This is a genomic window from Streptomyces taklimakanensis (genome assembly GCF_009709575.1).
Lineage (GTDB): Bacteria > Actinomycetota > Actinomycetes > Streptomycetales > Streptomycetaceae > Streptomyces > Streptomyces taklimakanensis.
This window is the reverse complement of sequence record NZ_WIXO01000001.1, coordinates 4,852,188-4,877,989: the sequence shown is the minus strand read 5'-3', so window position 1 is coordinate 4,877,989 and position 25,802 is coordinate 4,852,188. Positions and strand designations below refer to the sequence as shown.

Below are 25,802 nucleotides of genomic sequence, written 5' to 3'. Positions count from 1 at the left end.
CTGGCCCCTTGGGTACACGTGTGTGGTCAATCGAGTCTTAAGGATCTGTCCCGTGAGCAACGTTCCCAGCATCATCCTCAACAACGGCGTCCGGATGCCGCAGCTCGGCTTCGGTGTGTGGCAGGTGCCGGACGAGGAGGCGACCGCCGCCGTCGGGCACGCGCTCGCCTCGGGCTACCGCAGCATCGACACCGCCGCGATCTACCAGAACGAGAAGGGCACCGGGAAGGCCATCGCCGAATCCGGGATCCCGCGCGAGGAGCTCTTCGTCACCACCAAGCTCTGGAACGACGAGCAGGGTCGCGACTCCACCCTGCGCGCCTTCGACGCCTCCCTGGAACGCCTGGGCCTGGAGTACGTCGACCTCTACCTCATCCACTGGCCCGCGCCCAAGCAGGACCGTTACGTCGAGACCTGGAAGGCGTTCGAGGAGCTGTACGCCGGCGGCCGCGTCAAGGCCATCGGCGTCTCCAACTTCAAGCCCGCCCACCTGCGGCGGCTGATGGAGGAGACCGAGATCGTCCCCGCGCTCAACCAGATCGAGCTGCACCCGAACTTCCCGCAGGCCGAGGCGCGCGCCTTCCACGCCGAGCACGGCATCGCCACCGAGGCGTGGTCGCCGCTGGGCCAGGGCAAGGGGCTGCTGGACGATCCGGTCATCGGCACCCTCGCCCGCAAGCACGGCCGCACTCCCGCCCAGGTGGTGCTGCGCTGGCACATCCAGCTCGGCAACGTGGTGATCCCCAAGTCCGTCACCCCGTCCCGGATCGAGGAGAACGTCGACGTCTTCTCCTTCGCTCTGGACGACGACGACATGACGGGTCTGGCCACCCTGGACAACGGCACCCGCCTGGGTGCCGACCCGGAGGAGATGGGCTGACCCCACCCGGCACCCGCCGCTCCCCGAACCGGTGCCGCCCCCGGGCCCCGGTGCCCCCGGCCGCGGGCGGGGCCGGGGCCCGGGGGCGGCGGGAGAACGCGCGGGCGCGGCGGCGACGGTCAGGAACGGACGTCGTGGGCCGGGGCGACGGCGGCGATCCGACGCGCCAGCTCCACGTCCCGCTCGGTGATCCGCCCGCCCGCGCTGTGCGTGTTCACCGACACCGCCAGGGTGTTGTAGCCCAACAGCAGATCGGCGTGGTGGTCCAGCTCGTCCTGGATCCGCGCCACGTGGATCACCATCGCCGCCGCCGGCAGATGCCCGGCGAAGGAGTACGTCCTCCTCAGCCGGTCGCCGTCCGACTCCCAGCCGGGCAGCTCCGCCAGCGCGGCGTCGATCTCCTCCTGGCTCAGCGGTCGAGGTGCCATGTCGGGGAACCCACTTCCGGTAGACGACCCTCCCAGCCTAGGCGCGCCGCGCGGGATCGTCGGCCGCCGACGCGGACGCCGGGGCCGGTGGAGTGGACCCCGGTCACGGCACCGGAGTGACCGCGCCGGGAGGGGCCGACCCGAACCGGCGCTCGGCGCCGATCCGCCGTTCCTCGCCGCGGGCCGGGCATGCGAGGGCGCTTGGCACACTTTTCACGGGTACGGAGGGCGTGCGGACCCGCCGCCGTGCCGCCCCGGGCAGGGCGGTCCCGTCAGCGTGGGCGGGCCCGGACGGGCGGACGGGCGGGCTCCTCCGGGACGGCCCGCGCCTCCTCCAGCCAGCGCCGCAGCACCCGGTGGATCCGCTCGGCGCCGACCGGCTCACCGTCCGCTTCCGGCGGGGACAGCAGGCGCGGGTGGAGGAGGAAGGCCCGGGACTGTTCGCCGCCGAGGCCGCCGTGGGAGCCGATCTGCTCCTCGAAGGCGTGGACGGCCCCGGTGACCGGGTCGAGGGCGGAGTTGACCATGATGTCGGCGGCGTGCGGGAAACCGGCGGTGCGTCGCACGGTGTCCGCGGCGCGCGGCCCGTAGGGCGCCAGGGGGTCCTTCCCGAGCACCTCGCCGCTCTCCAGTCGGTGCTCGGCGCCGTCCGGACCGAGCACCACCGCCCCGTGGCGCTCGTCCCGCACGAGCAGGAAACCGATGCCGGGGTGGTTGGCGAGGGTGGCCAGCAGGGCGGGGTGGCGGCGGTCGATCTCCTGGCGGGAGGCCCGGCCGGGAAGGTCGGGGAAGGAGACCAGGCCGAGGTTTCCCGAACCCAGCACCACCGGCTCGCTCGTCCGGGCGGGGTGGTGCGGCTCCGCCCCGTGCCCGTCCTCGGGCCGGTGGAGGGCCGCGCGGGCGGCGGTGCGGGCCTCGGCTCCACTGGCGGAGCGCCGGGCGCGGCGGGAGACGGGCAGCCCGCAACCGGCGCGGACGAGGTCCTCCAGGGTCAGCCCGTAGCGGGCGGCGAAGGTCTCGCCGGGGCTCTGCCCGTGGTCGGAGAGGAGCACCAGCCGGTAGGGGCGGGGGGCCCGTTCGGCGACCTTGGCGATCAGGGCGACGGACCGGTCCAGCCGTCGCAGCACCTGGTGGGTGTCGCGGCCGCGCGGCCCGGAGTGGTGGGCCACCTCGTCGTAGGCGACGAGGTCGGCGTAGACGGCGGTGCGGCCGTTGAGGATGTCCCCGAGGACGGCGGCGACCACCACGTCCCGCTGGACGACGGTGGCGAAGGCCCGGATGAAGGGGTAGAGGCCGCCGCGCGAGACCCGTGGCCACTCCCCGCGCAGCCGGGCCCGGGTGGACTGGACGATCTCGCGGACGACCTCGGCCGTGAAGGAGACGGCGGTGCGGGTGGCGTTGGCCGGGTCGGAGAAGTAGGCGAAGTACCCGGCGCGGGACCGGTTGTGTCTGCCGCGCCGGGCCGAGACGGAGAGCACCAGCGCCACCTGGGCGGCGCCGCCGCTGAAGAGGTTGCCGCGGCTGGCGCCGTCGTCGGCGAGGAGACCGGGGTGCCCGGCGCGGTCGGCGGCGCGGCGCTGGAGTTCGGCGGCGCTGCTGGGCCGGTTGCTGACGACCACCTCGCCGGTCTCCTTCTCGTACCAGCGGAAGGCGGGCACGTCCTCGTTGGAGCCGTGCAGGATGCCGAGCTGGCTGGCGCCGGTCTGACTGGACCAGTCGGTGTGCCAGACGGTGAGGCGGTGGGTTTCGCGGCACATGGCGGCGATGGTGGGCATCAGCGGTTCGCCGTCCTCGCCGGGGGCGATCGCGTCGCGCAGCACGTCGTGGCCGAGGCCGTCGAGCTGGAGGAAGACGGTGCCGGGGGCGTCGGTCACGCCGGCCCCGTCCGCGCGCGGCCGGCGGCGGTCGGCGAGCCGGGCCAGCCGGCGCCGGTAGGCCTCGTCGTCGCGGACGGCGAGGAAGGTGCTGGCGGCCGAGGAGGCCGCGGACATCACGGCGGCGACGACCACCGCGGTCCGGGGGTCGGCCTCGCCCCGGCCCTCGGGCAGGAGGGCGAGGGCGATCCACAGCAGCGATCCGTTGAGGAAGAACACCAGCAGGCCCAGCACCAGGGCGGGCACCAGCAGCAGCGCTCTGACCAGCAGCGGCCACACCAGCGCGCTGAGCAGCCCGAAGGCGCCGGCGCCGAGCGCGGCGGTGATCCCGATCCGGGTGGCGGTGTCGCCGTGCTCGGACTGGAGCCGGAAGTCGGGCAACGCGCCGGCCAGGGCGAGCATGGTGAGGGTGCTCACCGCCCACACGACCAGGACGCGCAGTACCGCACCGCCCGCCCTGCGCCAGGATGCCGGCCGCATGTCGTTCCGTCTCCTCTCGGGCCTCTCGGCCCCTCCTCCGTGCCCCGGCGTGGTCCCCGCGGCCCGAACGGGCCTTTGTCGTCGGGAAACGCCCCGGCCGGGCGGCACGTTCCACCTTTCCACAGTGCGTCCGGCCACAGGGGGGCGCGCCCGGGGCCGTCCCGCGGGCGCCCGGGAGCGCGGCACGGTGGTCGGAGCGGCGCCGGCGGGCAGGCGGTGGAGGGGTGGGCAGGATGAGAGGATCGGGACGGCCCGGCGGCGACCGACGGGAGGAGGACCCGGTGCCGGTGGAGATCACGTGGTGGGGTCACGCGACGGCGACGGTGCGGGACTCCGGCGTCGCGGTGCTCACCGACCCGCTGTTCACCCGGCGCCTGGTGCACCTGCGCAGACGTCGCGGTGCCCTGCCGCCCGAGTCGCTGGCGCGGGTGGACGTGGCGGTGGTCTCCCATCTGCACGCCGACCACCTGCACCCGCCCTCCCTGGCCCGGCTCGCGCCCGGCACCCGTGTGGTGGTGCCGCGCGGCGCGCTCGCCTCGGTGCGGGGGCTGCGGCGGTTGGCGGACCGGCTGCGGATCGAGGAGGTGGACGTGGGGGACCGGGTGCGGGTCGGCGGGGTGACCGTCCGCGCGGTGCCCGCGCTGCACGACGGTCGCCGGCTGCCGTACGGGCCGCGACTGGCGCCCGCGCTGGGTTACGTGGTGGAGGGCGAGGCCCGGACGTACTTCGCCGGCGACACCGGCCTGTTCGATTCCATGGCCGAGGAGGTCGGAGCGATCGACGCGGCGCTGCTGCCGGTCGGCGGCTGGGGGCCGCGGCTGGGCGAGGGCCACATGAACGCGCACCGGGCGGCCGAGGCGCTGGCCCGGCTGCGGGCGGCCCTGGCGGTCCCGGTGCACTACGGCACGTACTGGCCGATCGGCCTGGACGCGGTGCGGCCGCACGAGTTCCACTCCCCCGGCGACGAGTTCGTGCGGCTGGCGGCGCGGACGGCGCCGGCGGCGGCGGTACGCCGTCTGGGGCACGGTGAGAGCGTGGAGTTGGGGGCGACGGGGTGATCGAGGCGCTGCTCGCCGCGGTGCGGGAGATACCGGCGCAGGTCGCGCCCACCGGCGCGGTGGGCTACCCGTCGCTGTTCCTCCTGGTCGTGTTCGGCTCCCTGGTCCCGGTGGTGCCGACGGGCGCGGTGGTCAGCGGGGCGGCCGCGGTGGCCTTCCACAGCAGTCCCCCGGCGCCGCCCCTGGTCCTGGTGTTCGCGGTGGCGGCGGCCGCCGCCTTCCTCGGCGATCTGACGCTGTACTGGCTGGGGCAGCGCGGGGGCCGCTCCAGGAGCGGTTCGCGCTGGTTGGAGCGGATGCGGGAGCGGGTGCCGCCGGACCGGTTGGCGGCCGCGCGCCGGAGGCTGGACGAGCACGGCGTGACGGTGCTGGTCCTCTCCCGGCTGGTGCCGGCCGGACGCCTTCCGGTGATGACGGCCTGTCTGGTGGCGCGGATGCCGGTGCGCTCCTTCGTCCGCGGCGATCTGCCGGCCTGCCTGGCCTGGACGGCGACCTACCAGTTGATCGGGGTGCTGGGCGGGTCGCTGTTCCCCAGGCCGTGGCAGGGGGTGGTCGCCGCGGTGGGCCTGACGCTGCTGGTCGGGGCGGTGCCCCGGGCGTGGCGCCGGCTGCGTCCCGCGCGGCCCGAGCGGCCCGAGCGGTAGGCGCCGGCCGCGCCCGGTGGGGGTCGGGTGAGCGCGCACCGGTCGCCCCGGCCTCACTCCAGCGTCCTGGAGCCTCCGACGGGCAGGTCCCACAGGTCCTCGCGGGGCAGTCCGGCGGCGGCCCAGGCGGCCCGTACCCGGGTCAGCGGCTCCAGCGGCGGTTCGGCCGACAGCAGGAAGGTGGCCCAGTGCATGGGGGCCATGCGGCGGGCGCCGAGGTCCCGGAAGGCGGCGACGGCCTCCTCGGGGTCGGTGTGCACGGGACGGAGCATCCGGCGCGGCGCGTAGGCGCCGATCGGCAGCAGGGCGAGGTCGATGCCGGGGTGGCGGCGTCCGATCTCGGTGAACCAGTGGCCGTATCCGGTGTCGCCCGCGAAGTACACCCGCCGTCCGGCGCGGTCGGTGAGCACCCAGCCGCCCCACAGCGAGCGGCAGGTGTCCGTCAGGCCGCGCCGGGACCAGTGGTGGGCGGGGACGAAGTCGAACCGCACGGTGCCGCCGTCCGGCGCGGGCAGTTCGGCCGCCTCCCACCAGTCCAGTTCGGTGACGCGGGTGAAACGGCGGCGCCGGCACCAGGAGCCGAGTCCCGCGGGGACGAAGAGCGGTGTGTCACGGGGCAGCCGCCTCAGGGTGGGGGCGTCGAGGTGGTCGTAGTGGTTGTGCGAGACGACGACCGCGTCGACGCGGGGCAGGTCCTCCCAGGGGACGCCGACCGGGGTCACCCGGGCCGGGGTGCCCAGGATTCTGCGGGACCAGACGGGGTCGGTCAGGACGGTCAACCCGCCGATGCGCACCACCCAACTGGCGTGTCCGGCCCAGGTGACGGCGACGGTGTCGGGTCCGGCCTCGGGCGGCGTCCCGGTCCCGCGGGGCAGCAGGGGGACGTCGGCCAGTGACTCGGGTGCGGGGCGCATGCTGCCCTCACGGGCTATCCGCGTCAGGGAACGGATGCCGGGCAGCGGCTCGGTGAGCCGGTCGGCGAAGGAGCGCGGCCAGGTGCGGCGTTCGCCGATCGGGCGGAGGACGGTCGGGGGCCCGGCGGGTTCGACGAGTTCGGCGGGGTCGGCGGCCCCGTGGACGTCCAGGACGGCGGGCGCGGGGGACTGCTCGTGCGTCTGCTCGGTCATGCGGGGCTCCCATCTGTGTCCGGGGACTTCGCGGGGGACGCGGCCGCCGGGGCGTCGGCCGCCAGTTCGTCGAGGGCCGCTTCCAGCGCCGCCAGCGCCTCGGTCGTCGCCGGCCGCCGGAGGGCCTCGTGATCGCCGTCGTGATCGCCGCCGTGATCGCCGTCGTGGTCTCGGACGCGTGCCCGCCCCCGGGCGGGGTCGTACGGGTGGGGGGCGCGCGGGCCGCCCGGAGCCCCGGGCGGTTCGATGTCGGTGTCGGTCCCGGTCTCGCCGGGGGAGCCGGGGGACGCGGCGCCCGGGGGGACGCGCCGGGCCAGTACCTCGGTCGACAGCCGTACCCGCAGGGCGCGCGGATCGTCGCCGAAGCGGTGGCCGCCCAGCGCGTACGGGCCCAGGCGCCGCACCAGTTCGGCCTCCAGGCGGGGCGCGTCGGTGACGCCGCGGGCGGCCAGGGCCGGGCGCAGCGGCTCGAAGTCGGGGTACAGGTACCGGCCGACGTACGGCGGGCGGCACACCGCGCCGGCGGCGGTGAGGGCGCGGTGGAGGGCGGCGGCGAGCGTTCCGTGGGCGCGGTTGGCGGCGGCACGGCGGCCCCTCAGCCGGTCGGACTCGCCGAGGACCTCCACCGCCCCGGCGGTCGCGGCACCGGAGGGGCGGGCACGCAGCGCGGCCAGGACGGCGCGCGTCCCCGCCACGAGGCGCCGGCCCCGGCCGGCGGCCGGGAGGCGGGCGACGCTCGCGGCGGCGCCGGGGACGGCGGTCGGATCGACACCGGGATCGACGAGCACCACGACGGAGTCGCCGTCCGCGCCGTCCGACGCGCGCAGGTGGGTGACGGCGTGCGGTCCCGGGCCGGGCCGGGTGCCACGGGCCACCCGCGGCACGGAGCAGTGGAGGATCTCGGCGGGGCCGGCGAGGACGGTGTCGTGGGGGTCGTGGGCGGTGTCACGCCAGCTCTCGTCACTGACGATCAGCAGCCCCTCCCGCGCGGCCGCTTCGCACACCTCGTGGAGCACCTCGGGCGGCGCGACGGTCCCGGTGAGGCCGTCCGCCACGGACAGCAGCAGCACCCGCGGGTCGCCGCCCGCGGCGCGGGCCCGGCCCACCGTCTCCAGCAGCGCGAAGGGGTCGGGCACCCCGCCGCAGTCGGCCGGTACGGGCACGGGGTACAGGGGGAGGCCCAGCGTCCGGACCTGCTCGGCGTGCCAGGCGGGACCGGGGCGGGGCAGCACCACCCCGCCGGGCCCGTCCCTCCCCTCCGCGCCGCTCCCGCACTCGGCGGCCAGGAGCGCCAGGAGCAGCAGGGGCGCGGTGGGGGCCGTCACGACCTGGTCCGGCCCGGTGGGCAGGCCGCGCCGCCGCCAGTAGCCGCGGGCCGCCGCCACCACGGGGTCCTCCCGCTCCCCCGGGGAGGTCCCGGGGGGCGCCGTGGGGACGGGGTCTCCCGGTCGGGTCTGCTGCATCCGTGCCTCCGCTGGTCCTCGGCCGGTCGGCCGGTGGACCGGCCGTTCTCTGCCTCGATCTCTCCTCCCGTCCGCCGAACGGGTGGTGTGCGGGTCAGGGCCCCTGCCGAAACCGCCGGAGCTCCCGCTCGACGCCCCGGCCCCGGGTGCGCACCAGCGCCCGGGCCAGATCGGCCAGCTTGCGGTTGGTCTGCTGGGAAATCCGGCGGAGCAGGGCGAACGCCTCCTCCACGTCACAGCCGAGCACGTACATCACGATTCCGCACGCCTGGTCCACGACGGGCCTGCCGCGCAGGGCCTCCTCCAACTGCTCCACCTCCGCCAGCGCGTCCCGGTAGCGGCGTTCGCGGGCCAGGCCGGTGGCGGCCAGGTCGCCCAGCAGGGCCGCCGGCGACCGCGCGGCCTCCGTCTGGGGGCGGGGACGGAAGCCGTAGACGGTGACGGTGAGGGCCAGGCCGTCGCGGCGGTACGGCAGGGTGGTGCCCGACCGCAGGCCCATCTCCAGGGCCCGTGCGCGGTAGCGCGGCCAGCGGTCCTCCAGCAGCAGGTCCTCCGAGCCGGTGGGGTGGCCGGTGCGCAGGGCCTGGGGCACGGGCCCTTCCTCGCCCTCCCACTGGAGGGCGAGGAGTTCGGACAGGTCCGGATGGGTGACGGCGACGGTGGCCTCGGCCCGTTCGTCCCCGACGTGGACGGTGGCGGCGGCCCCGCAGCAGCCGGGGGTGCAGCGGGCGACCTGCTCGGCCAGTCGGGCGAGGCTCCGGGCGGGCGAGGCGGCCTCGAGCACCGGCTCCGGCCGGGCCGGGGCGGGCTCGAACGGAATCGCTGCGCATCGGTCCGCCATGGTGGTCGCTCTGTCCTCTCCGCTGTCCGGGCCGGGCCGCGGGGTCCGGTCCCGATGGATCGGCTGCCCCGGGCGGCGGCCGGGAAACGGTGCGGTGGATCGCCGTGGGACGGCCCGCGCGCCGATTCGCACGCCCGTGCGTACGCCGGTTCACGCGTCGGTGGCGCGGGCCACGGTGGACCCGCTTCCGGGCGCCCGGCCCTCCCGCGTCGCGGCGCCTTCCCCGGCCCCCTCTCATCGGCTGATCGACAAAGAGTGACGAGTCATACTTTTCCACGTCACCAACGAGACCCGCGGCCCTTGGCGGGTTACGTTGAGCGCATGGCGCAGGTGGAGGAGTTCGGAGCCGAACTGGCGGACTTCCGCCGGCGGGTGGAGGAACTGCGTTCGGCGCGCGCCCTGCCCTCGGCCGACCGGCTCCCCGCGTTGGACGCCGCCCTCCTCGAACTCCGGCACGCGGCCGAGGCGCTGTGGCCGCGCTACGAGGAGCTGGCCGCCGCCGAGCGGCACCGGGACGGTCGGGAGGAGCACCACGAGCACCGGCTGTTGCGCTCCCTGTTCCAGCGGCTGCCGGTCGCGGTGGTCCTGCTGGACCGGGACGGCGTGGTGCGGCGGCTCAACCCGGCCGCCACCCGGTTGTTCGGAGTGCGCGCCGGGTACGCCACCGGCCGGGCCCTGGCCGGTTCGCTGGCGCACGACTCGCGGGCGGTCTTCCGCTCCCACGTGGCCGCGGTCGCCCGGGGCGAGGGGGACCGCACGGTGGTCGTCCGTCCGCTCCGCCCGCCCGAGCACGGGTCGGACACCGAGGGAGGCGCCCGGGAGGACGCCGGGGACGAGCTGCGGGCGACCCTGACCACGCTGCACCCGCCGCACGAACCGCGCTCGGTGGTGCTCGCGGTCTTCGAACGGCAGACGCCCCCCGTGGCGGAGGCGACCGTCGCGGCGCCCGCCCGTCGGACGTCGGACGCCGGTGTCACCGCCCGCTCCCGCCCCGCGCCCGTCTCCGAGGAGGCCGGGCGCGGCGTCGAGCTGATGGACCTGTTGGACGGCACGACGACGGCGCTGCTCCGGGCGGACTCCCCCAAGGAGGTGCCGCAGCGGGCGGCCGAGGTGTTCCACGGGCGGTTCGCGGACTGGGTGGTCGTGGACGTCGCCGTGCCCGACGGCACCCCCCGGCGGGCTGCGGTGCTGGGCCCGGCCGGCCGGCTGCGGGAGGCGGTCGCCGAGCAGGACCCCCTGTCCTGGGGCCCGGTGCGGGACGCGGTTCGGCGCGGTGCCCCGTCCCTCCTGGTGTGCCCGGAGGACCCCGAACTGCTGGGCCGGGACCCGGCCGGCGCCCCCGTCCTGGCCCGCGCCGAGGTCGGCTCCCTGCTGTGCGTGCCCCTGAGCGACGGCTCCCCGGGGCCGACGGTCGGCGCGCTGACCCTGCTGCGCACCGGCGGGCGCCGCGCCTTCGAACTGGCGGAGGCGGCCGTGGTGGACCGGATCGCCCGGCACGTGGCCCTGGCCATGCGCGGCATATGACGGAACGCGCCGCCCGGCGGGTGGACGCGGACGCGCGGACGGCTCCGCGGACCGGGTGGGGAGCACGGTCCACGGAGCCGCGGGACGCGGGACGCGGGAGGCTGACGGGCGCCGGCGCCTCCGCTCAGGCCGCGTGCGAGCCGGCGTACGCCTTCTCCCGCTCCCGCTCCTGGTCGGCCTCGACCTCCGCCTGGAGACGGTTGCAGGTGCGGCTGATCAGCCGGGAGACGTGCATCTGGGAGATGCCGAGCTGCTCGGCGATCCGGCTCTGCGTCATGTCGCAGAAGAAGCGCAGGTACAGGATCTTGCGCTCGCGCTCGGGCAGCTTGCGCAGCCGGGGCTTGAGCGACTCGCGGTAGACGACCAGGTCGAAGCCGGGCTCGGCGCTGCCGAGGGTGTCCACGAGGGCGTAGCCGTCGTCGGCCCCGGGCAGTTCGGCGTCCAGGGACAGGGTGCTGTAGCTCTCCAGTGCCTCGGACCCGATGCGGACCTCCTCCTCCGTCAGTCCGCTGTGCTCCGCTATCTCCTTGATCCCGGGAGTGCGGCCGTCGAGGGAGTGGCTGAGCTGGCGGGCGGAGGCGCGGACGCGGTTGCGCAGCTCCTGCACCCGGCGCGGCACGTGCAGCCCCCACATGTGGTCGCGGAAGTGTCGCTTGATCTCGCCGACGATGGTTGGCACGGCGAAGCTCTCGAAGGCACTGCCGCGCGCCGGATCGTAGCGGGTGACCGCCTTCACCAGACCGAGGGCGGCCACCTGCTGGAGGTCCTCCAGGGACTCGCCGCGGTTGCGGAAGTGGCGGGCCAGTCGCTCGGCCATGGGCATCCAGGCTCGCACGACCTGCTGCCGCAGTTCGTCGCGCTCCGGGCCGTCGGGAAGCTCGGCGATGCGCTGGAACTCGGCGGTGGTGTCAGGGGCGTCGTCGTGCGGGTGCCGCGCGTGCTGTGCTCGTGCTCGTACGGGGGTCATGTGCGGTCTCTCCCGAACTGTGGACGTGGGCTGCGGGGGATGCCGCGGGAGAAGGCACAGGCCGGACCGGGGCCCTGGGCTCCCGGGGCGGAGGGTCGCGCGAGTCCGCGCCGACCGGGCCGCTCCCGCGGATGTGCCTGCGGTCCGAAGCACGAGGGTTCGGATGCCCGGGGCCAATCCCTTCAAACGACGTTTTTCACACGGGCACCCGGATACCCGGTGCCCGGACCAGCCTGCGTGCGGAAAGGCACTCGAAGATGACCGAGTACGGCTACTTCCTCGCCTGTGAGGACCACGGGCCGAAAGAGCTGATCGAGCAGGCCCGCATGGCGGAGCAGGCCGGCTTCACCTCGCTGTGGATCTCCGACCACTACCACCCGTGGATCGACGTCCAGGGCCACAGCCCGTTCGTGTGGTCCGTCATCGGGGCGATCTCCCAGGCCACCTCGCTGCCCGTGCAGACCGCCGTCACCTGCCCCACCGTGCGGGTCCATCCGGCCGTCGTCGCCCAGGCCGCGGCCACCAGCGCGGTCCTGTTGGAGGGCCGTTTCCGACTGGGCGTGGGCACCGGGGAGGCGCTGAACGAGCACATCCTGGGCGGCCCCTGGCCCCAGGCGTCGGTACGGATGGAGATGCTGGAGGAGGCCATCGGCGTCATCCGGCACCTGCTGACCGGCGAGGAGGTCAGCCACCACGGGAAGCACTACACCGTGGAGAACGCCCGGCTGTACGACGTGCCCGACGAACCGGTCCCGATCGACGTCTCGGGCTTCGGCCCGGCGGCGATCGAGCTGGCCGGGCGGGTCGGCGACGGCTTCGTCACCACGATGCCGGACGTGGAGGGCCTGGAGCGGTTCCGCCGCAGCGGCGGGGGGCGGAGCTCCGGCCAGGGACCGGCCTTCGCGGGGACGAAGGTCTGCTACGACACCGACCGCGACACGGCGGTGCGCACCGTCCACCACCGCTGGCCGAACATGTTCCTCCCCGGCGAGCTGGGACAGATCCTGCCGACCCCGGCCCACTTCGAGCAGGCCTCGCAACTGGTGACCGAGGAGCAGGTGGCCCGGTCCGGCCCGGTGTGCGGGGCCGATCCGGAGGAGCACGTACAGGCCCTGCGGGAGTTCGCCGACGCGGGGTTCGACGTGGTGCACGTCAACCAGATCGGCCCCGATCTGCGCGGCTTCTTCGACTTCTACCGGACGAGCGTTCTGCCGCGGCTGCGCGACTGATCGCCGAGGTGGGGCGCGCGGCGCGGACGAGGGGCCCCGCGCCGCCCGTGGACGGGGGTGTGGAGAGGGTGCGGCTCTCCACACCCCCTTCTTCTCCGGCCCCTCCGGTCCTCCTCGCGCCCGCCGCTCCCCGCCCGGTCAGTCCAGCAGGGCGGCGAACCCGTCCGTCCGGGCCAGGCGCTCCAGTTCGTCCAGCGCCCGGCGGGCGCGTCCGGCCGTCTCCGGTTCCCGCTCGGGCAGCCCGCTCTCGGCGAACTCGTCCTCGTCCAGGCGGAGGACGGCGGAGCGGTCGGGCGACACCCACAGGTCCAGTTCCAGGTCCCAGGTGGTGAGGGTGTCCCGCCCGACGGCCGCCGGGCGGGTGATGTCGCAGTACCACCCCTTGAGCGTGCCGTCGGGGCCGCGTACCTCCTTCACCGAGTACCAGCGGTCGCGCCAGTAGTGCTCGGTGAAGACGTCGCCCGACTCGAAGCGCACGAAGCCGAAGTCCCGCACCGGCGGCCCGGCCCAGGGGGCGCGGACCACGACGTGGACACCGTCGTCGCGCTCCGCCGTCGCGGGGTAGGTCACCTCCCGGCCTCGGGACTTGACCAGGACGACGGTCGTCTCCGTCCCCGGTTCCAGGACGGCCGCGGCGGACGGGGAGGCGGGGCGGGCGGGGACGTGGGGGCGCGGATCGCTCATGTGTCCACCCTTCCCGGCACGCGGGAGGAGCGCACCCGGTTTTCGGGCGCGCTCCTCGGGCCGGTCCTCGGGTGTCGGGGGGCCGGGACGCCGGCGTCGGCGGGCCCCGGACGGTCGGGCCGGCGACGGACGGGGCGGCCCCGGGCACGGTCCCTGACCACCGTGCCCGGGGCCCTCTCACTCCCCCACAGGGCCGCTCGCTCGGCCGCGGTCCGGGTGCCCCGGCCCTCGGGGGGCAAACACCTTCTCCTCCCCGTTCGGGGAAACCACCTCGGACAACGTGGCGCGGGCGGCGCAGGCGGCGGTGCGCACGGCACGCGTCACTGCGTGCGCGCCCGAGCCCCCTCCCGGGTACGGCCCGGCGAGACCGCGCGGTCGGGGTGGCGCCGAAGGTACTCGCCCTCCAACTCCGCGGTGCGCCGGGTGTGGGCGGCCAGCGCGTCGGCCGAGCCGTGCAGCAGGGTGTCGTGCCTGGTGCGGTGGAGGGACTCCAGCTCCTCGATCAGCTCGCTCTCGGTCAGCTTCTCCGGGTCGATCCCCATCGTCATGACGTCGTTCTCCTCGTTCTCCTCGATCGTCGCTCTCCGACCTCTTTCCGGTTTCGCCCCGTTCTGGTTCCCGCGATCCGGCAACGGTCACTCCGTGTTCTTCGTACCGCTTCGGGTACCCGCCTGCGGAGCACGCCATCTTGGAGGGAGCCATGGAACTCGGATTCCTCAATCCGATCATCGACCGGCCCGGACCGTGGGCGTCGGTCTACTTCGACACCACCTGGATCACCGAGGACGCGGCGGCCCGTCACGAGCTGGCTGCCCGGCGGGTCCGCGACCAGCTGAAGGAGCAGGGCGCCGACGAGCGCGCCTGCCGCGCGGTGTACGACACGCTGGTCGCGTCGGCGCGCGACTCGCGCACTCCGGGACGGGTGCTGTTCGCCGCCGACGGCGAGGTGGTGCTCGACGAGCCGCTGGCCGCGCCGCCGCCCAACGGGCAGCAGGCCTTCTGGGGCCCGTTGCCGCACCTCACTCCGCTGCTGGACCTGATGGACGCGGCGCCGTCCTGCCTGGTGGCCCGCATCGACCGCACCGGCGCGGACCTGGAGCTGCGCGGGCCGGGCGGAACCCGCGACCTGGGCCAGGTGCGGGGCGACGACCACCCGCTGCACGTGACCCCCTCCTCCTCCTGGCACGAGAGGCACTTCCAGAACTCGGTGGAGAACACCTGGGAGCGCAACGCCGGGGTCATCGCCGAGGCCCTGCGCGAGCGCCGCGCCGACACCGGGGCCGACCTGGTGGTGCTGGCCGGCGACGGCCGCGAGTGCCGCGCCGTACGGGACCGACTGGCCACCGAGGTGAAGGAGGTGTGCCACATCGCCGAGCACGGGGTCCGCGGTCCGGGCCGCAACCAGGCCGAGGGCGAGCGGAAGCTCGACGAGGAGATCGAGGCGCTCCGCGCCGACCACGTGCGCCGGCACGCCGCCGAGGTCATGGACCGCTTCCAGTCCTGGCGGGTTCCGACGGACGACGGGCGGGTGAGCGCCGCCGAGGGCGTGCCCGCTCTCGTCGACGCGGTCCGCGAGCACCGTGTCGCCGCGTTGCTGATCCGTCCGGACGGTCCCGACCTCCACCGTGAGGTGTGGGTGGGCGACGGCCCGGACCAGGTGGCGGTCCGCCGCAACGACGTCCAGTACCTGGGCGACACCCACCCCGTCAGCGCCCGCGCCGACGACGCGCTGCTGCGGGCGGCGGTGGCCGGCGGGGCCGAGGTGATCTCCGTGGGGCCGCTCGCGGACGAGCCGGACACCCCCGGCGGGCTGCCGGTGGGCGGGCTCGGCGCGCTGTTGCGCTGGCCCTACGGCGGGCCTCCGGCGGAGGGTTCGACCGGGGGGCAGCCGCCGTCGTGAGGTCCGCGCGGTGTCGGTTCCCCACCCAGTCGTCCGCCCGTCGGTACACACCCGCTCGGACGGCGGGGCCGACTACGCCGCGACGGCCCGGTGCCCGCCGCCCCCGGTCACGCGTCCTCGGCCGTGGCGGGCGGGCACGGTGAAACAACCGCGGGGCGCGCCTGACACCGTTCGCGCCCCCAACTAGGCTCGCCCGCATGGAGATTCTGGGGACTTCGCTGCGCGTGTGTGTCGACGACCTGGACGCGGCGGTGGGCGTGTACGAGCGGCTCACCGGCGCCGAGGCCGTGCGGTTCGCCCAGGGCCCCGTCTCGGCCGCGGCGGTGGGCCCCTTCCTGCTGATGAGCGGCCCACCGGGCCCGATGGAGATCCTGCGCAAGGTCACCGCCACCCTGGCGGTGCGGGACGTGCACGAGGCCGCGGCCGCGCTCCGGGAAGTGGGCGCCGAGGTCATCGCGGGGCCCCAGGCCACTCCCATCGGCGGCACTCTGATGGCCCGCCACCCGGACGGCTCGGTCTTCGAATACGTCGATCGCCGCACGGCGGATCGACAGTGACCGCTCGCCGCACGGCGGATCGACAGTGACCGCTCGCCGCACGGCGGGCCGACGGTGACCGGACCGGATCGGAGCGTCCGGGCCCTTCCGGGCCCGGACGCTCCGACGGCGTTCGGCCGCGGCCGTCAGGCGACCTCGATCACGACCTTGCCCCGGGTGCGCCCGGACTGGTTGTGCCGCCACGCCTCGGCGGTCTCGGCCAGCGGCACCGTCCGGTCCACCTCGACCGTCAGCTTCCCCGCGTCCGCGAGGTCGGCGAGGGCGGCCAGGTCCTCCGGGACGGGCCGCACGAACAGGTAGTGCCCGCCCTTGGCCATCGTCTCGGCGTCGACGACCGACAACACCCGGGAACGGTCGCGCAGCACCTGCTGCGAGACGTCCACCACGTCACCGCCGACGAAGTCGAACGCGGCGTCCACGCCGTCGGGGGCCAGCGCGCGGACCCGGTCGGCCAGCCCCTCCCCGTAGACCACCGGCTCGGCTCCCAGGCTCCGCAGGAAGTCGTGGTTGCGCTCGCTCGCGGTGCCGATGACACGGGCGCCGCGGGCGACGGCGATCTGCACGGCCATCGATCCCACACCGCCGGCCGCGGCGTGGACCAGCACCGTCTGTCCGCCGTCCACCTCCAGCCGGTTCAGCGACTGGTAGGCGGTGAGTCCGACCAGGGGCAGCCCGGCCGCCTGCCGCCAGTCCAGCGCCGCGGGCTTGCGGGCCAGGGTGCGCACCGGGGCGGCGACGAGTTCGGCGTAGGTGCCGTTCTGGGCCCAGTCCTTGCGGACGTACCCGATCACCTCGTCACCGGGGGAGAACTCCCCCGCGTCCGGCCCGGTCCGCTCCACGACGCCCGCCACGTCCCAGCCGGGGACCAGCGGGAAGTGCGCGTCGAGGATCGGATCGAGGTAGCCGGCTCCGACCTTCCAGTCCACCGGGTTCACCCCGGCCGCCTTCACCCGCACCAGGACCGAGTCCGGGCCGAGCTTGGGTTCGGGCAGGTCCATCAGTTCCAGGTCGTCGGGGCCGCCGTACTGCTTCAGAGCGATTGCCTTCATGTCCGGCACAACTTCCCCGCCGGCGCGATCATTCCTGCCGCCGCCCGGTACGCGCCCCGGACGGCGGATCGGCGGATCGGCGGCCGGAGCCGGGAGGCGGACGCCCCTACCGGCGGCGGACGAGGTACATGCCCGTCAACAGGCCGATGGCGCCCGGGATCAGCAGCGCGACCCACAGCGGCATGGTGACCACGGGCACCAACAGCCGGATCTCGGTCCGCCCGGTGTTCTGGAAGACGAAGACGATGCCGGCGACCAGCAGCAGGAACACCAGTGCCCTGCCGGGCGTCACGAGGCCGCGCCACCCGGACGGCGCGCCGGTCCCGTCCGCCCCGGGCTCCGTCCTCCTGTGCGATCTCCGCCGTGCGCTCATGCCTCCACCATGGGCGCGCCGCCCGCGCTCCGCCCGGTGGGTCCGCCCTACGGGGTGCCGGGGTCGGCCGGACGGGGGACGGCGACGGCGACGGCCGCCGCGTAACCGTCGGGGACCGGCACGTCGCCGATCGTCCAGCCGGGCACCTCCGCGGGCACCGCCAGGCTGCCGACGTAGGTCACCGACGGGGCCTCGCCCAGCCCGGTGCCGGTGCCCTTGAGGTAGGCCTCCTTCCGCGTCCAGCAGCGGGCGAACGCGGCCGGCCGGTGGGACGCCGGCAGCCCGCCGAGTTCGGCGCGCTCGCGCGGGTGGAGGACGGACGCGGTCTCGGCGACGACGGCGGCCGTGGGGTACGCCTCGACGTCGACGCCGACGGGGGCGTCGTCGAAGGCCAGCACCACCAGGTCGCCCGAGTGGGAGAGCGAGAAGTGCACCGGGTTGCCGGGCACCGCGGGACGACCGTGCGGCCCGCCGCACAACGGGCACGCCTCGCGGGTGAAGGGCACGGCGGTCGGGTCGGTGCCCAGCAGACCGGCGAGTTCCCGGCGCAGGGCCGTGTGGGCGACGCGGTAGCGGTCGCGGTCCTCCTCCCGGACGAACGCCGCGCACCGGGCCCGCTCCTCCTCCGACAGCACCGCGCCGTCACGCGCGTCGGCCGCGTGCTCGGACACCCGCAGTACGTGCAGCTTCAACGGTCTCCTCCAGGGCTCGGCGGTACGGCGTGCCGGTTCGGGACGGCTCGGGGACGCCGCGGGCGGACGCGGACGCCGAAGAGGCGTCCTTGGTGCTCCGCCACCACTATCTCGAACCCGGCCGCGTCCGGCACCGGTTTCCGCAGCCATCGGAAGGCGTTGTGCCCGGTGCGCGGGGGTTCGGCGCGCCCCCGACACAGCCGGCGCCCCCCGCCGCCGGGCGGCGGACGGACGCCGGGGTGGGGAGGACCGTCCCGAAGAACGGTGCCGGGAGGGGTCCCGGCTCAGGCGGCGAAGCCGCCGTCCACGGCGATGGAGGCACCGGTGATGTAGCGGCCCTGGGAGCCGACCAGGTGCGCCACCGTCGCCGCCACCTCCTCGGGGCGTCCGTAGCGCCCCAGCGCGGTGAGGTCGCTCTGGGCCTCCGCGCCGGGCCCGTCCGCCGGATTCATCTCGGTGTCGATCGGGCCGGGGTGGACGAGGTTGGCCGTGATGCCGCGGGGGCCCAACTCCCTGGCCAACGCCTTGGTCAGGCCGGTCAGGGCGGCCTTGCCGGTGGCGTAGAGGGAGCCGCCGGGAAAGGCGACACGCTCGGCCATGCAACTGCCGATGGTCACGATCCGTCCGCCCTCTTCGAGATGGGCGACGGCGGCCTGACAGAACAGGTAGGGGGCGCGGACGTTGACGTGCAGCACCCTGTCGACGTCCTCCGCCGTGATCTGTTCGATCGGCGCGAGGACACCGGTCCCGGCGTTGTTGACCAGGATGTCCAGGCGCCCGAACTCCGCCACGGTGGTCTCCACGGCGGCGCGGACGGCGGCCGGGTCGGCGTTGTCGGCGCGCACCGCGCGGGCGCGGCGGCCGATGGCCTTGATCCGCTCCACCACCCGTTCGGCGCGTTCCCCGGAGTCCCGGTGGGTCAGTGCCACGTCGGCGCCGTCCCGGGCCAGGCGCAGCGCCACGGCCTCGCCGATGCCGCGGCTGCCGCCGGTCACCAGCGCCACCCTGCCGGACAGGTCGTTCAGGTCGGTCGTGTCGGTCGTGTCGGTCGTTGTCCATGACATGGCTCGATCCTCGTACGGCGCGTCCGCGGAGTCCGGCGGCATTCGGACACGGCGTTCGGGCACGCCTTCCGCGGCCGCGGCCGTAGGCTCGACCCATGTCCACCGCAGAGCTGGTGCCCCCCACGCTGCCCGTCGTCCGCACCGTCTCCGGCTATCCGGGCGGGAGCGCGTGGCTGGGGCGACTGCCGGAACTGGTGCGGGAGTTGGCCGAGCGCTGGGAGGTGACGCCCGGGGAGCCGTTCGCCAAAGGAAGCTGTTCGTGGGTGGCGCCGGTGCGGCGGGCGGACGGTTCCGAGGCCGTGCTCAAGGTGAGCTGGCCGCACCGGGAGGCGGCCGGGGAGGGCGAGGCGCTGCGGTTGTGGGACGGCCGGGGCGCGGTGCGGGTGTACGCGCACGACGCCGAGCGGTACGCCCTGCTGCTGGAGCGCTGCGTCCCCGGCACCGAGCTGGGGGACGCCGGCGGGGCGCCCGCCGAGGAGCGGCTGCTGGTCGGGGCCCGCCTGCTGCGCGAGCTGTGGAGCGTGCCCGTGCCGTCGGACACGGGTCTGGAGCGGATGGCGGACGTGACCGCCGGGTGGGCGGAGGTCGCCGAGGAGCGCGCGGCACGGCTGCGGCCCTCCGGCTTCGACCCCGCCCTGGTGGCGCTGGGTGTGCGGCTGTTGCGTGAGCTGCCCGCCACGGCCGACCGCGAGGTGGTGGCGCACGGCGACCTCAACCCCGGCAACGTCCTGGCCTCCCGGCGGGGTTGGCTCGCCATCGACGCCAAGCCGATGGTGGGCGATCCGCTGTACGACCCCTGGCCGCTGATCGAGCAGATCGACGATCCCTTCGCCCGGCCCGATCCGCGTCCGCCGGTCGCCGCGCGGTGCGCGCTGGTCGCCGACGCGCTCGGCGTGGACGCAGCGCGGCTCCAGGCGTGGGCGGTGGCGCGGCGCGTGGAGTCGGCGCTGTGGACGGTGGACCGGACGGGCGACGCGGAGAGCGGTGTCGCGATCATGCGCGAGGCACGGATCGTGGCGGACCTCGCGGGGCTGTGACCCGCGAGGCCCGGCCCGGTCCGGTCCGGCCTCACTCCCCCACGGCGCCGTCGGCCAGTTCGCGGACGATGTCGAGGTGACCGGCGTGGCGGGCGTACTCCTGGAGGAGGTGGAAGAGGATCCAGGCCAGGGTCGGCGCCTTCTCCTCGGTGGTGAAGCGGCCCCCGAGGGCGGCGCGGTCGGTGAGCGCGGCCGAGGAGGCGATCTCGCGGGAGCGGGCGCATTCGGCGCGGAAGTGCTCCACGACCTCCGCGGGCGTCGTGCCGTCGGGGACGTGCCAGCGGCCGTCGGCGTCCCGGTCCGCCCAGGGGTCCTCGACCGGCTCGGCCAGGAAGCCCCAGCGCAGCCACCTGCGTTCGACGCAGGCCAGGTGGCGGAGCAGCTCCAGCGGGCTCCAGCCCGAGGGCAGCCGGCTGTGGCGCAGTTCGGCCTCGTCGAGTCCGTCGAGCTTCCGCAGCACGGTGTCGCGGTAGTGGTCCAGGTAGGCGAGCAGCATCCCGTGCGGGTCGGGCGGGAGGGTGCGCGGGGGCTCCGGCAGCGGGGTGCCGTCCGTGAGGGTTCCGGTCATGTCAGTGCGGGTTCCTCCAGGGTGAGGACGCACGCGTCGGCGTCCAGGGTGGCGGGCACGCCCAGCGGGAGGGTGCGGGTCGTCGGGCCGTGGCCGAAGCCCATCTCCTCCACCACCGGGACGCCCAGCGGGACGAGTCGGTCCAGCAGCACCGCGCGGACCTCCTCGTAGGGGCCGCAGTCGTGCCAGGAGCCCAGCACGACGCCCGTCACGTCGTCCAGCGCCCCCGAGCGCAGCAGGTGGGTGAGGTGTCCGTCGAGGCGGTAGGGCTTCTCCCCGACGTCCTCCAGCAGCAGGATGCCGCCGGCCGGGCGGGCGGGGCGTCGGCCGCGGACGCCGAGTTCGCCGGCCAGCAGGGAGAGGCAGCCGCCGAAGGTGGTGCCGTGGGCGCGGCCGGGCACCAGGGTGCGGGCGGCCGGCGGGGCGATCTCGGTGACCGTCTCCGGCGCGAGGAGGGTGCGGCGCAGGTGGTCCTGGGTGTCGGCGTCCTTGAGGAAGGAGGCGGTGGCGGGCATCGGACCGTGCAGGGTGACCAGCCCCAGCCGGGCGGCGACGGCCTCGTGCAGCGCGGTGATGTCGCTGTAGCCGACGAACACCTTGGGGCCGGCGGCCCGCATCGCCTCCCAGTCCACCAGCTCCACCATCCGTTGGGCTCCGTAGCCGCCGCGTGCGGCGAGGACGGCCGCGACGGACGGGTCGCACCAGGCGTCGGTCAGGTCGCGGGCCCGGTCGGCGTCGGTGCCGGCGAGGTGGTCCAGCTCCGGGTGGACGTCCAGGACGTGCGGCATGACCTGCGGGTCCAGGTCCCAGCCGCGCAGGACGTCCAGGCCCGCGTCCAACCGCTCGCGGAGCACCGGGCCGCTGGGGGCGACGATCGCCACCCGGTCGCCGGGCCGCAACCGCCGGGGGCGGACCGGCGGTCGGGCGCGGGGGCGGTCGACGGCCTCCGGAGGGGGCGGGGGCGCCGCGGGGGCGCCGGTCATCCGTCCAGCTCCAGCGGGGGGACGTCCGGCCGGTCGAAGCCGAAGGCGTGGGCGTAGAGGGAGAGTTCGGCCTCGACGGCCCGGACGATGGTCTCCGCCTTGTGGAAGCCGTGGCCCTCCCCCTCGAAGGTCAGGTAGGCGTGCGGCACCCCGCGGTCGGCGATGGCCGCCAGGAAGCGGTCGCACTGGACCGGCGGGCAGATCCTGTCCTCCAGCCCCTGGAGCAGCAGAAACGGCGTGGTGACGCGGTCGGCGTGGTGCACGGGCGAGCGGTCGCGGTAGCGCTCGGGGTGCTCCTCCACCTCGCCGACCAGGGAGATCGGGTACCGCGACTCGAAGTCGTGGGTCTCGCCGGTCGCCCATCCCTCCAGGTCCAGGATCGGGTAGGCGATCGTGCCGCAGGCGTACAGCCCCTCGGCCAGGGGCGAGGTGAGGGAGACGGCGGTGGTCCAGCCGCCGGCGCTGCCGCCGCGTATGGCGAGCCGGGCGGGGTCGGCGGTGCCCTCCTCGACCAGGGCGCGCGCGACGGCCGCGCAGTCCTCGACGTCGACCACGCCCCACTGTCCCCGCAGCCGCTCGCGGTAGGCGCGGCCGTACCCGGTCGAGCCGCCGTAGTCGACCACGGCGACGCCGATGCCGCGCGAGGTGAAGTAGGCGGTCTCCAGGTCCAGTGCGAGCGGGTCCCGCCCGGTGGGCCCGCCGTGGGCCCGGACGACGTACGGCGGCAGCTCTCCGTCGGGTGCCCGGTGTGCGGGGTTGCGCGGCGGGGCGAGCCGGGCGTGGATCTCGCGTCCGTCGGGGCCGCGGAAGAGGCGCGTCTCGGGCTCGGGGTAGTACGCGGGGTCCACCGGGTCGGTGTGTTCGGCCCCGACGACCAGGGCGTGGCCGGTGCAGGTGTCCAGCTCCACGACCTCGTGGGTGCGGTGCGGGCCGGCGGCGACGCCGATGACGCGGGTGCCCGCGACGGCCAGGGTCGGGGACCACTCGGTCCACGGGCCGGGCGCGTCGGCCGGCTCCCCGCCGGCCGGTTCCAGGATGCCCAGGCGCAGGGGGCCCACCCCGTGGAGGACGGCGACCAGGCCGTTCTCCAGCGGCTGGAACCACTGGCTGCCGATCCGCCACAGCGGGCCGCCGAACTCCTCCTGGCGGGGGCAGAGGGCGGTCGCCCGGCCGCCGCTCCCGGTCCCGCTTCCGTCCGCGCCGACGTCCAGGCGGTACAGGTTCCACCAGCCGCTCGCGTCGCCGGAGTACAGCAACGAGCCGTCCGCGGCCCAGTCGACCTGGACGACCGACTCGTCGGGGCCGCCGGCGACGGGCCGCGCGTCCGTCAGGGTTCCTCGGTCGGTGACGTCGGCGAGGCGGACCTCCGTACCGTCCCAGGGCATCCTCGGGTGGTTCCAGGCCAGCCACGCCGCGCGTCGCCCGTCGGGCGAGAGCCGGGGACCGGTGACGAAGCGGTCGGCGCCGTCGGTCAGCTCCCGCACCCGGGTGCGGTCCTCGGCGGCCGAGCCGTCCAGGGGCACGGCGGCGAGCACGCGGCGCACGTCGGTGGGGCGTGCGCCGGTGAACTCCTCCAGCACGCACCACACCTCGTCCCGCTCCGGCAGCACCACCGGATCGACCCAGCGCAGGCCCTCGCCGACCGGGGAGAGAGGGGTCAGCGGGCGCGGTCCGCCGCCGGGGGCGTCCGGCTCGAACGCGTACATCCGCTGGTCGGGCCCGTGGACGAAGACGAGCAGCGGCCCGCCCCGGGGGCGTTCGGTCCCGGCCCAGGGGCGTCCGCCGTACTCGATGACCCGGCTGCGGACGCTCCACGGTTCGGGCAGCACGGACTCGGCGGGTCCGGTGCCGTCCGGGCGCAGCCGCATCAGGGACCGGCGTCCGCCCTCGGCGGGGCGGGGCTCGGTCCACCACACCTCCTGCCCGACGGTGCCCACGTACTCGGGCCGGCCGTCGTGCGCGGCGACCGTGCGGGCATCGATCGGGGACGTCCAGGTGCCGTACGGGGCGGTGGCGGGCGTCATCGGGTTCGGCTCCTCGGGGCTCGTCGCGGTTGGTGCGGGCCGCACCGGGGGGCGGTCCGCGCCGGGGGCGGTACCGGGTGCGGAGGGAGGGGCTCCGTCGGGTCAGAGGGTGAACAGCGCGCGGTCCATGACGCGTACGCCGAAGTGCAGGGCGTCGACGGGGACGCGCTCGTCCACCCCGTGGAACATCGCCTGGTAGTCCAGCCCCTCGGGGAGCCTCAGCGGGGTGAAGCCGTAGCCGGTGATGCCCAGCGACGCGAACTGCTTGGCGTCGGTGCCGCCGGTCATGCAGAACGGGACGACGTGGGCGTCGGGGTCGAAGTGCTCCAGGGACTCGCGCAGCACGGCGAAGGTACGGGAGTCGACCGGGGCCTGGAGGGGCTGGCCCAGGTGGTAGAACTCCCAGTCCACGTCCGGGCCGGTCAGCTCGTCCATGGTGGCGGCGAACTCCTCCTGGGTGCCGGGGAGCATCCGCCCGTCCACGTACGCCGTGGCGGTGCCGGGAATGACGTTGATCTTGTAGCCGGCCTTGAGTCCGGTGGGGGCGGAGCTGTTGCGCACCGTCGCCTCGACCAGCTTGGCGGCCGGGCCGAGCTTGGGCAGCAGGGCGTCCACGTCGAAGTCGGGGGCGTCGAAGTCCGGCTCCCCCAGACCGTTCAGCCGGGACAGCTCGGTCAGGGCCGCCCGCACCGTCTCCGAGAGCCGCACGGGCCAGGTGTGCTCGCCGACCCGGTGCACCGCGGCGGCCAGCCGGCTGACGGCGTTGGCGCGGTTGACCTTGGAGCCGTGTCCGGCACGACCGGTGGCGGTGAGCTCCATCCAGGCGGTGCCGCGCTCCCCGGCGGCGACCGGGTACAGGCGCAGGCCGTCGGCGTGGAAGGTGTAGGCGCCGGACTCGCTGAGGCCCTCGGTGCAGCCCTCGAACAGCTCGGGGTGCTCGCGGGCGAGGAAGTCGGCGCCGTACTGGCCGGTGTCCTCCTCGTCGGCGGTGAAGGCCAGGACGATGTCGCGGCGGGGGCGCGCCCCGGCCCGCTGCCAGGCGCGGACGACGGAGAGCACCATCGCGTCGGCGTTCTTCATGTCGACCGCGCCGCGTCCCCAGACCACGCCGTCGCGGACCTCGCCGGAGAAGGGGTGGACGGTCCACTCGGAGGGCTCGGCGGGCACCACGTCCAGGTGACCGTGGACGAGCAGCGCGTCGGCGTCCGGATCGGTGCCCTCGACGCGGGCGACGACGTTGGTGCGGCCGGCGACCTTCTCCAACAGGACGGGCTCGACGCCGACGTCGGCCAGCTTCTCCGCGACGTACTCGGCGGCCTTCCGTTCCGTGCCGTCGCCGTTGCCGAGGTTGACGGAGTCGATGTGGATGAGTTCGGAGGTGAAGGCGACCGCCTCGTCGAGCGCCTGTCGGTCGACGCGTCCGGTGGCGTCGGTGTGCCGCTCAGCCATACTGTTCCTCCACTGCGGCGGAGACGACGGTGGTGACCGCCTTGAAGGTGCGGATCCCCTCGTACATGTCGGGAGAGGTGTAGGCCACGCGACGCTCGCCGGTGCGCTCCACACCGGGGACGACGGTCGCCGCGCCGGCCAGGTGTTCGGCGTCGAAGTCCACCTCGACGGTGTGGGGCCGGCGCTCGGCGGGCTCGTGGCGGACGGCCAGGGCCACCGCCTCCTTCGCCGCCGTCCGGATGTCGGCGGCGGTGCGGGCGGGGGTGCGGCAGACGGCGGCGTAGCGGGAGACGCAGTCCTTGACGGCGACCGTGCGCGCGTCGGGCGCGTAGCCCCGGGCGTCGGCACAGGTGCGGTCGTCGCCGGTGACGAGGACGACGGGCACGCCGTACTCGGCGACCACCGCGGCGTTGAGCCGCCCCTCGCTCGCCCGCTCGCCGTCCAGCCGGACGCCGGTGATGGAGTTGGCCAGGTAGGTGTGGGCGAGGACGCCCTCCTCGCCGGCGCCCGTGTGGTAGCCGACGAAGGCGACGCCGTCCACGTCGCCGTGCTGGACGCCCTCGACCATGCTGAGGGACTTGTGGCGGCCGGTGAGCATCACGGCCCGGTCGTCCAGCTCCTCCAGCAGCAGGTTGCGCATGGTCCAATGCGCCTCGTTGACCAGCACCTCGTCGGCGCCGCCGGCGAGGAACCCGGCGATCGCCGCGTTCACGTCGGAGGTGAACATCGGGCGGCAGCGCTCCCACTGCGGCGTCCCGGGCAGGACGTCGGCGGGCCAGGTCACCCCCGTGGCGCCCTCCATGTCGGCGCTGATCAGGATCTTCGTCATGGCAGGTCACGTTACGCGCCGTCCGCCCCCGATCAAAGACCTCGGGGGGCCGCCGGTGGACCATACCGGTGACGCTCG

Annotated in this window: 25 protein-coding genes; 8 read left to right on the top strand and 17 right to left on the bottom strand. The window is 75.4% G+C overall.

Annotated elements, in window-relative coordinates; translation table 11 throughout:
• The first annotated feature begins 52 nt into the window (after nucleotides 1–52).
• On the top strand, nucleotides 53–880 hold the full coding sequence (locus F0L17_RS21460; protein WP_162466526.1) for an aldo/keto reductase: 828 nt from the start codon (nucleotides 53–55) through the stop codon (nucleotides 878–880).
• A gap of 119 nt (nucleotides 881–999) precedes the next feature.
• Here the strand turns inward: F0L17_RS21460 and F0L17_RS21455 are convergent, their stop codons facing one another.
• On the bottom strand, nucleotides 1,000–1,308 hold the full coding sequence (locus F0L17_RS21455) for a 4a-hydroxytetrahydrobiopterin dehydratase (RefSeq protein WP_155072340.1): 309 nt from the start codon (nucleotides 1,306–1,308) through the stop codon (nucleotides 1,000–1,002).
• Nucleotides 1,309–1,580: 272 nt separating this feature from the next.
• On the bottom strand, nucleotides 1,581–3,662 hold the full coding sequence (locus F0L17_RS21450; RefSeq protein ID WP_155072339.1) for a phage holin family protein: 2,082 nt from the start codon (nucleotides 3,660–3,662) through the stop codon (nucleotides 1,581–1,583).
• Between the two features lie 281 nt (nucleotides 3,663–3,943).
• Here F0L17_RS21450 and F0L17_RS21445 point away from each other — a divergent pair, with 281 nt between their 5' ends.
• Nucleotides 3,944–4,720 carry an MBL fold metallo-hydrolase gene (locus F0L17_RS21445; RefSeq protein ID WP_162466872.1) on the top strand — a complete coding sequence of 259 codons (777 nt, stop codon included), beginning with the start codon at nucleotides 3,944–3,946 and terminating at the stop codon, nucleotides 4,718–4,720.
• Nucleotides 4,717–5,364, top strand: a complete 648-nt coding sequence (locus F0L17_RS21440) for a VTT domain-containing protein (RefSeq protein ID WP_162466525.1) — start codon at nucleotides 4,717–4,719, stop codon at nucleotides 5,362–5,364. Before F0L17_RS21445 ends, F0L17_RS21440 begins: the two co-directional genes overlap by 4 nt.
• Before the next feature lie 53 nt (nucleotides 5,365–5,417).
• Here F0L17_RS21440 and F0L17_RS21435 read toward each other — a convergent pair whose 3' ends face one another.
• The 3 genes from F0L17_RS21435 to F0L17_RS21425 all read right to left on the bottom strand — a co-directional run bounded on the left by F0L17_RS21435 (nucleotide 5,418) and on the right by F0L17_RS21425 (nucleotide 8,795).
• Nucleotides 5,418–6,491 carry an MBL fold metallo-hydrolase gene (locus F0L17_RS21435; protein WP_155072337.1) on the bottom strand — a complete coding sequence of 358 codons (1,074 nt, stop codon included), beginning with the start codon at nucleotides 6,489–6,491 and terminating at the stop codon, nucleotides 5,418–5,420.
• The gene (locus F0L17_RS21430; RefSeq protein WP_155072336.1) at nucleotides 6,488–7,954 is read right to left on the bottom strand and encodes an aminotransferase class I/II-fold pyridoxal phosphate-dependent enzyme; all 1,467 of its coding nucleotides are present in this window, start codon (nucleotides 7,952–7,954) and stop codon (nucleotides 6,488–6,490) included. The genes F0L17_RS21435 and F0L17_RS21430 overlap by 4 nt, the downstream gene beginning before the upstream one ends.
• 94 nt (nucleotides 7,955–8,048) lie before the next feature.
• Nucleotides 8,049–8,795 (bottom strand): GAF and ANTAR domain-containing protein, encoded by a 747-nt coding sequence (locus F0L17_RS21425; protein WP_155072335.1) that lies wholly within the window; start codon nucleotides 8,793–8,795, stop codon nucleotides 8,049–8,051.
• Nucleotides 8,796–9,116: 321 nt separating this feature from the next.
• Between F0L17_RS21425 and F0L17_RS21420 the strand changes: the two genes are divergently transcribed.
• Complete coding sequence (locus tag F0L17_RS21420; RefSeq protein WP_155072334.1) at nucleotides 9,117–10,319, top strand: PAS domain-containing protein; 1,203 nt, start codon at nucleotides 9,117–9,119, stop codon at nucleotides 10,317–10,319.
• Nucleotides 10,320–10,443: 124 nt separating this feature from the next.
• Here the strand turns inward: F0L17_RS21420 and F0L17_RS21415 are convergent, their stop codons facing one another.
• Nucleotides 10,444–11,286, bottom strand: coding sequence for a SigB/SigF/SigG family RNA polymerase sigma factor (locus F0L17_RS21415; RefSeq protein ID WP_155072333.1), 843 nt, complete (start codon nucleotides 11,284–11,286; stop codon nucleotides 10,444–10,446).
• Between the two features lie 257 nt (nucleotides 11,287–11,543).
• Between F0L17_RS21415 and F0L17_RS21410 the strand changes: the two genes are divergently transcribed.
• A complete protein-coding gene (locus F0L17_RS21410; RefSeq protein ID WP_155072332.1) occupies nucleotides 11,544–12,515 on the top strand; it encodes an LLM class F420-dependent oxidoreductase in 972 nt (323 codons plus the stop codon).
• 138 nt (nucleotides 12,516–12,653) lie between these two features.
• Here F0L17_RS21410 and F0L17_RS21405 read toward each other — a convergent pair whose 3' ends face one another.
• Nucleotides 12,654–13,199, bottom strand: a complete 546-nt coding sequence (locus F0L17_RS21405; RefSeq protein ID WP_155072331.1) for a ribonuclease FAU-1 family protein — start codon at nucleotides 13,197–13,199, stop codon at nucleotides 12,654–12,656.
• A gap of 320 nt (nucleotides 13,200–13,519) precedes the next feature.
• Nucleotides 13,520–13,747 (bottom strand): DUF6158 family protein, encoded by a 228-nt coding sequence (locus F0L17_RS21400; protein WP_155072330.1) that lies wholly within the window; start codon nucleotides 13,745–13,747, stop codon nucleotides 13,520–13,522.
• 152 nt (nucleotides 13,748–13,899) lie between these two features.
• Here F0L17_RS21400 and F0L17_RS21395 point away from each other — a divergent pair, with 152 nt between their 5' ends.
• On the top strand, nucleotides 13,900–15,099 hold the full coding sequence (locus F0L17_RS21395; RefSeq protein WP_155072329.1) for a baeRF2 domain-containing protein: 1,200 nt from the start codon (nucleotides 13,900–13,902) through the stop codon (nucleotides 15,097–15,099).
• Between the two features lie 197 nt (nucleotides 15,100–15,296).
• Nucleotides 15,297–15,656 (top strand): VOC family protein, encoded by a 360-nt coding sequence (locus F0L17_RS21390; RefSeq protein ID WP_155072328.1) that lies wholly within the window; start codon nucleotides 15,297–15,299, stop codon nucleotides 15,654–15,656.
• A gap of 125 nt (nucleotides 15,657–15,781) precedes the next feature.
• Here the strand turns inward: F0L17_RS21390 and F0L17_RS21385 are convergent, their stop codons facing one another.
• The 4 genes from F0L17_RS21385 to F0L17_RS21370 all read right to left on the bottom strand — a co-directional run bounded on the left by F0L17_RS21385 (nucleotide 15,782) and on the right by F0L17_RS21370 (nucleotide 18,834).
• A complete protein-coding gene (locus F0L17_RS21385; RefSeq protein WP_155072327.1) occupies nucleotides 15,782–16,705 on the bottom strand; it encodes an NADP-dependent oxidoreductase in 924 nt (307 codons plus the stop codon).
• Nucleotides 16,706–16,811: 106 nt separating this feature from the next.
• The gene (locus tag F0L17_RS21380) at nucleotides 16,812–17,078 is read right to left on the bottom strand and encodes a LapA family protein (RefSeq protein WP_155072326.1); all 267 of its coding nucleotides are present in this window, start codon (nucleotides 17,076–17,078) and stop codon (nucleotides 16,812–16,814) included.
• 47 nt (nucleotides 17,079–17,125) lie between these two features.
• Nucleotides 17,126–17,764 carry a 4'-phosphopantetheinyl transferase family protein gene (locus F0L17_RS21375; RefSeq protein ID WP_238420802.1) on the bottom strand — a complete coding sequence of 213 codons (639 nt, stop codon included), beginning with the start codon at nucleotides 17,762–17,764 and terminating at the stop codon, nucleotides 17,126–17,128.
• Between the two features lie 290 nt (nucleotides 17,765–18,054).
• Nucleotides 18,055–18,834, bottom strand: coding sequence for an SDR family NAD(P)-dependent oxidoreductase (locus F0L17_RS21370; protein ID WP_155072324.1), 780 nt, complete (start codon nucleotides 18,832–18,834; stop codon nucleotides 18,055–18,057).
• Nucleotides 18,835–18,929: 95 nt separating this feature from the next.
• Between F0L17_RS21370 and F0L17_RS21365 the strand changes: the two genes are divergently transcribed.
• Nucleotides 18,930–19,871 carry an aminoglycoside phosphotransferase family protein gene (locus F0L17_RS21365; RefSeq protein ID WP_155072323.1) on the top strand — a complete coding sequence of 314 codons (942 nt, stop codon included), beginning with the start codon at nucleotides 18,930–18,932 and terminating at the stop codon, nucleotides 19,869–19,871.
• Between the two features lie 31 nt (nucleotides 19,872–19,902).
• Here F0L17_RS21365 and F0L17_RS21360 read toward each other — a convergent pair whose 3' ends face one another.
• The 5 genes from F0L17_RS21360 to F0L17_RS21340 form a co-directional block, all read right to left on the bottom strand.
• Nucleotides 19,903–20,439 carry a DinB family protein gene (locus F0L17_RS21360; RefSeq protein WP_155072322.1) on the bottom strand — a complete coding sequence of 179 codons (537 nt, stop codon included), beginning with the start codon at nucleotides 20,437–20,439 and terminating at the stop codon, nucleotides 19,903–19,905.
• Nucleotides 20,436–21,422 (bottom strand): S66 peptidase family protein, encoded by a 987-nt coding sequence (locus F0L17_RS21355; protein ID WP_155072321.1) that lies wholly within the window; start codon nucleotides 21,420–21,422, stop codon nucleotides 20,436–20,438. Before F0L17_RS21355 ends, F0L17_RS21360 begins: the two co-directional genes overlap by 4 nt.
• Nucleotides 21,419–23,446: an LpqB family beta-propeller domain-containing protein gene (locus tag F0L17_RS21350; RefSeq protein WP_155072320.1), complete on the bottom strand. Its 2,028-nt coding sequence runs from the start codon at nucleotides 23,444–23,446 to the stop codon at nucleotides 21,419–21,421. The genes F0L17_RS21355 and F0L17_RS21350 overlap by 4 nt, the downstream gene beginning before the upstream one ends.
• A gap of 102 nt (nucleotides 23,447–23,548) precedes the next feature.
• Nucleotides 23,549–24,895 (bottom strand): M20/M25/M40 family metallo-hydrolase, encoded by a 1,347-nt coding sequence (locus tag F0L17_RS21345; protein ID WP_155072319.1) that lies wholly within the window; start codon nucleotides 24,893–24,895, stop codon nucleotides 23,549–23,551.
• Complete coding sequence (locus F0L17_RS21340; RefSeq protein ID WP_155072318.1) at nucleotides 24,888–25,724, bottom strand: M55 family metallopeptidase; 837 nt, start codon at nucleotides 25,722–25,724, stop codon at nucleotides 24,888–24,890. The genes F0L17_RS21345 and F0L17_RS21340 overlap by 8 nt, the downstream gene beginning before the upstream one ends.
• Nucleotides 25,725–25,802 lie beyond the last annotated feature (78 nt).